The following is a 3,721-nucleotide window of genomic DNA, read 5'->3' on the forward strand; positions in this document are numbered from 1 at the left end:
GCTTACCACTGCATCAGCAGTATCTTTTTTCAGATGACCATACATTTTATCTTCATATTCAGGAATCAGGCTGTCAATTGATTTACCTGTTGAACAGGAAAGTAAACTCAGCAAGTTTGAGACACCCGGCTTGTTAGCAGTATCAAAGTAGATACGTGCTTTTTCATCAGAATCTGTCTCTGCACTTTTTATTTTCTTAATAATTTTCTTTGGATCTTCTAATAAACCAATAAAGTTTTTGGCATTATCATCAGACTTGGACATCTTTTTAGTTGGCTCCTGCAAGCTCATAATGCGTGCGCCATGCTCAGGAATATACGGATCAGGTACAACAAATGTATCACCGTAGGCATTATTAAAGCGAGTTGCGATATCACGCGCTAATTCAAGATGCTGCTTTTGGTCACTACCGACAGGAACACGATTTGGGTTATAAAGCAGAATATCTGAAGCCATTAATACTGGGTAGCTAAATAAACCAACATTAATATTAGTCACATTCTTTTGCGATTTATCTTTAAACTGCGTCATGCGGTTTAATTCGCCCATCTGTGTATAACAGTTTAAAATCCATGAAAGCTCTGCATGTTCAGGTACTTGAGACTGAATAAACATAGTGCTTTTCTGCGGGTCAATGCCCACAGCTTGATACATAGCTAAACCATCATAAATAGCACGACGTAATGCTTTTGGATCTTGGCGTACTGTAATTGCATGTAAGTCAACTAAGCAGTACAGACAATCGTGTGTTTCTTGCATCTCAACCCATTGACGTAACGCGCCCATGTAATTACCTATGGTTAATGAACCAGATGGTTGGCAACCGCTTAATACTACAGGTTTAGTCATTTTACTTTCCTTGCTCTGCTTTTACAGCAGATCTAATAATTCGTTGAATTGATTAATAATAAAGTCTGGGTTGAGTGTCGATACAGGCTCGCCGTAGTTATAGCCGTAAGTGAGTGCGATGGTTCGTACGTTTGCATTTTGCCCCGCTAAAATATCATTGCGGGAATCACCAACCATTATTGTTTCAGCTTTACTCACTACGAAATGTTCACAAGCAAAATCAACCTGCATTGGATCGGGTTTGTTTCTGCTAAGTGTATCGCCACCAAGTACTAAATCAAAGCTATCTGCAATATTAAAAAAGGACAACAATTGAGGTAAAAACTGTTGCGCTTTATTGGTAATTAAAGCGGTTTTATAACCTTTGTTTTTTAAGGCCTGTAACGTTTCTGCGACACCATCGTACAAACCTGAAGCACTGTTTAAATAATGCTGATATTGTTTTTCAAATGTAGCTAACGCTTGCTCAAAATATGCTTGATCATAGTCATTTTTGCCAACGTGAATAAGTGCACGCTCAACCAGTTTAGGCAAGCCGTTACCAACCCAGGTTTTGATCTCCTGATCCTGGCAATGCTGCAGCTGATACTCATCAAGCATCGCATTAAGACCAAGACGTAAATCAGGCACGCTATCCACCAGCGTACCGTCCAAATCAAAACAGATAAGTTTAATTTCGTTTATTTTAGCCATCAATAGAGCCTTAAACGCCAGCTAACTCACTGCGCATCTCATCAATGACTGCTTTGTAATCGGGCTGATTAAAAATAGCCGAGCCTGCAACAAACATATCAGCACCCGCTTGTGCAATCTCTTTAATATTATCCGTTTTAACCCCACCATCCACTTGCAAACGAATATCGCGACCACTGCTTTTAATCAGGGCTTTTACCTGACGTAATTTCTCAAGTGTATACGGGATAAATGATTGTCCACCAAAACCAGGATTCACAGACATTAATAAAATAACATCTAATCTATCCATAACATGGGTTAACACTTCAAGTGAAGTTGCAGGGTTTAAAACAAGCCCCGCTTTACAGCCATGATCTTTAATCAGTTGTAAACTGCGATCAACATGCTCAGAAGCTTCCGGGTGAAAGGTGATAATTGATGCGCCAGCCTTAGCAAACTCAACAATCATAGTATCAACGGGTTTAACCATTAAATGTACATCAATTGGCGCAGTAATACCGTATTCACGTAGTGCTTTACAAACCATTGGCCCAATCGTTAAATTGGGTACATAGCGATTGTCCATCACATCAAAATGCACCACATCGGCACCAGCGTTTAATACTTTTTCAACATCCTCGCCTAAACGAGCAAAATCTGCAGAAAGAATTGAAGGGGCAATTAAATAGTCGGTCATGGTTTGCTTCCAGTTTCAAAAATTGAGCGCTTATTCTACCGAAGCAAAAGCCAACAGACTATTTTTTATTTTAAGGTTTTTGTTGTGCGGCAAGCTTTTACTGTGCTGCAAATAGTGCAAATATCTCAGCAACAGGCAGGCGTGTAGACGACTTGCTACTGATGGTACGTGATACCAGTACTTTGTCACAAAGTGCATCACGATATAGCTCTTGCGTCAAAGTTGTATCGTGATTACTTAATAACACGCAACACTTTGACTCTCTAGCCAATTTTGCAAGATTAGCTTGATCATCTAAAGTAAAACCATTACTCGCATAACTGGTAAATGAAGCACTTTTACTGAGAGGTACATAAGGAGGATCACAATAGATAACATCATCGTCACGTAAATACTGAAACAGCTTTTGATATGGTTTGCAGGTAAAAGTCGCTTTTTTAGCTTTTTCAGCAAAAAACAGTAACTCTTTCTCAGGAAAATAAGGTTTTTTATAACGCCCAAATGGGACATTAAAACCACCACTTTTGTTATAACGGCATAACCCGTTATAACCATGGCGATTCATATAAAGAAATAATAAAGATCGTTTGTAAAGATCTGTGCTGGCGTTAAACTCTGCACGAAGCTGATAATAGACAGCTTCATCATTAAACTTTTCCTGGAAATAATGTTTTGCATCAACAATATACTGCTTGGGTTTACGCTTGATAATTTTATACATTTCTATCAAATCAGGATTAATATCATTAAGCAGATATTCATCGAAATCACTATTCAAAAAAACCGAAGCGGCACCAACAAAAGGCTCAATTAATCGTCTTCCTTTTGGTAAACGTTGGTTAATCTGCTCCGTTAGTGTGAATTTACCACCTGCCCACTTTAGAAATGCTCTATTCTTTTTATTCATTATTTAATCGTAAATCCTGGTGAACAAGCTGATACTTTTTAATCCAACTATCCATATTTGCCAATGAGCCTGGTAATGTTTCACTCGCCCTTTTAGCCGACAACCGGCTCTCATACACTCCAAAAATAACCACATACCAAGGTTTATTATTACGTATCGTTTGATAAACATAAACGCTCGGTTGCGGTAAATTATGTTTAGATATGAACTGCTGCAATGACTTTTCAGATCCCATTGCAGATAACTGTAATGTGTAACTTGAAGGTGCGAACGCTAATAACTGCGAGCTTGCAGTGAAAATTAAACTTTCTTCCTTGCCAATAACTGGCTTTTTATTTTTTGCCGGCAAGGTGACTTCTGGTTTTAGCTCTAATGCAACAACCTTCTCCGCCGTCACAATATCTTCAGTTTCAGGCTGATCTGCTACAGTGGTGTTTGTTTCAATAATTTGGACCGCTGATGTAACGCCATGTTGCCCTTTTGCTTGCGCGACATCAGGTGGTGAAATTTCAGTATCAACAGACTCTTGTTCATTTTTAATATCTTTAACGTCTTCGATATCTTTAACGTCTTCGATATCTTTAACGTCTTCG

Annotated in this window: 5 protein-coding genes; all 5 read right to left on the bottom strand. The window is 38.7% G+C overall.

Going from position 1 to position 3,721, the window contains the following annotated elements; all coding sequences use genetic code 11:
• Nucleotides 1-849, bottom strand: an 849-nt coding sequence (trpS, locus tag AC4GME_RS10945) for a tryptophan--tRNA ligase (RefSeq protein WP_490379392.1), incomplete at its 3' end; no start/stop codon positions are given.
• A gap of 21 nt (nucleotides 850-870) precedes the next feature.
• The gene (locus AC4GME_RS10950) at nucleotides 871-1,542 is read right to left on the bottom strand and encodes a phosphoglycolate phosphatase (RefSeq protein WP_490376667.1); all 672 of its coding nucleotides are present in this window, start codon (nucleotides 1,540-1,542) and stop codon (nucleotides 871-873) included.
• A 10-nt stretch (nucleotides 1,543-1,552) separates the two neighbouring features.
• The gene (gene rpe / locus AC4GME_RS10955; RefSeq protein ID WP_490376666.1) at nucleotides 1,553-2,221 is read right to left on the bottom strand and encodes a ribulose-phosphate 3-epimerase; all 669 of its coding nucleotides are present in this window, start codon (nucleotides 2,219-2,221) and stop codon (nucleotides 1,553-1,555) included.
• A gap of 97 nt (nucleotides 2,222-2,318) precedes the next feature.
• Nucleotides 2,319-3,128, bottom strand: coding sequence for a Dam family site-specific DNA-(adenine-N6)-methyltransferase (locus AC4GME_RS10960; RefSeq protein ID WP_490376665.1), 810 nt, complete (start codon nucleotides 3,126-3,128; stop codon nucleotides 2,319-2,321).
• On the bottom strand, nucleotides 3,121-3,721 hold a 601-nt coding region (locus AC4GME_RS10965; protein WP_490379393.1), incomplete at its 5' end, for an SPOR domain-containing protein. The genes AC4GME_RS10960 and AC4GME_RS10965, both read right to left, overlap by 8 nt.

It is taken from the genome of Psychromonas sp. (assembly GCF_983033635.1).

Coding starts and splice junctions, on each gene's coding strand:
- AC4GME_RS10950 (WP_490376667.1), bottom strand. CDS start 1,542: ATGGCTAAAATAAACGAAATTAAACTTATCTGTTTTGATTTGGACGGT.
- rpe (WP_490376666.1), bottom strand. CDS start 2,221: ATGACCGACTATTTAATTGCCCCTTCAATTCTTTCTGCAGATTTTGCT.
- AC4GME_RS10960 (WP_490376665.1), bottom strand. CDS start 3,128: ATGAATAAAAAGAATAGAGCATTTCTAAAGTGGGCAGGTGGTAAATTC.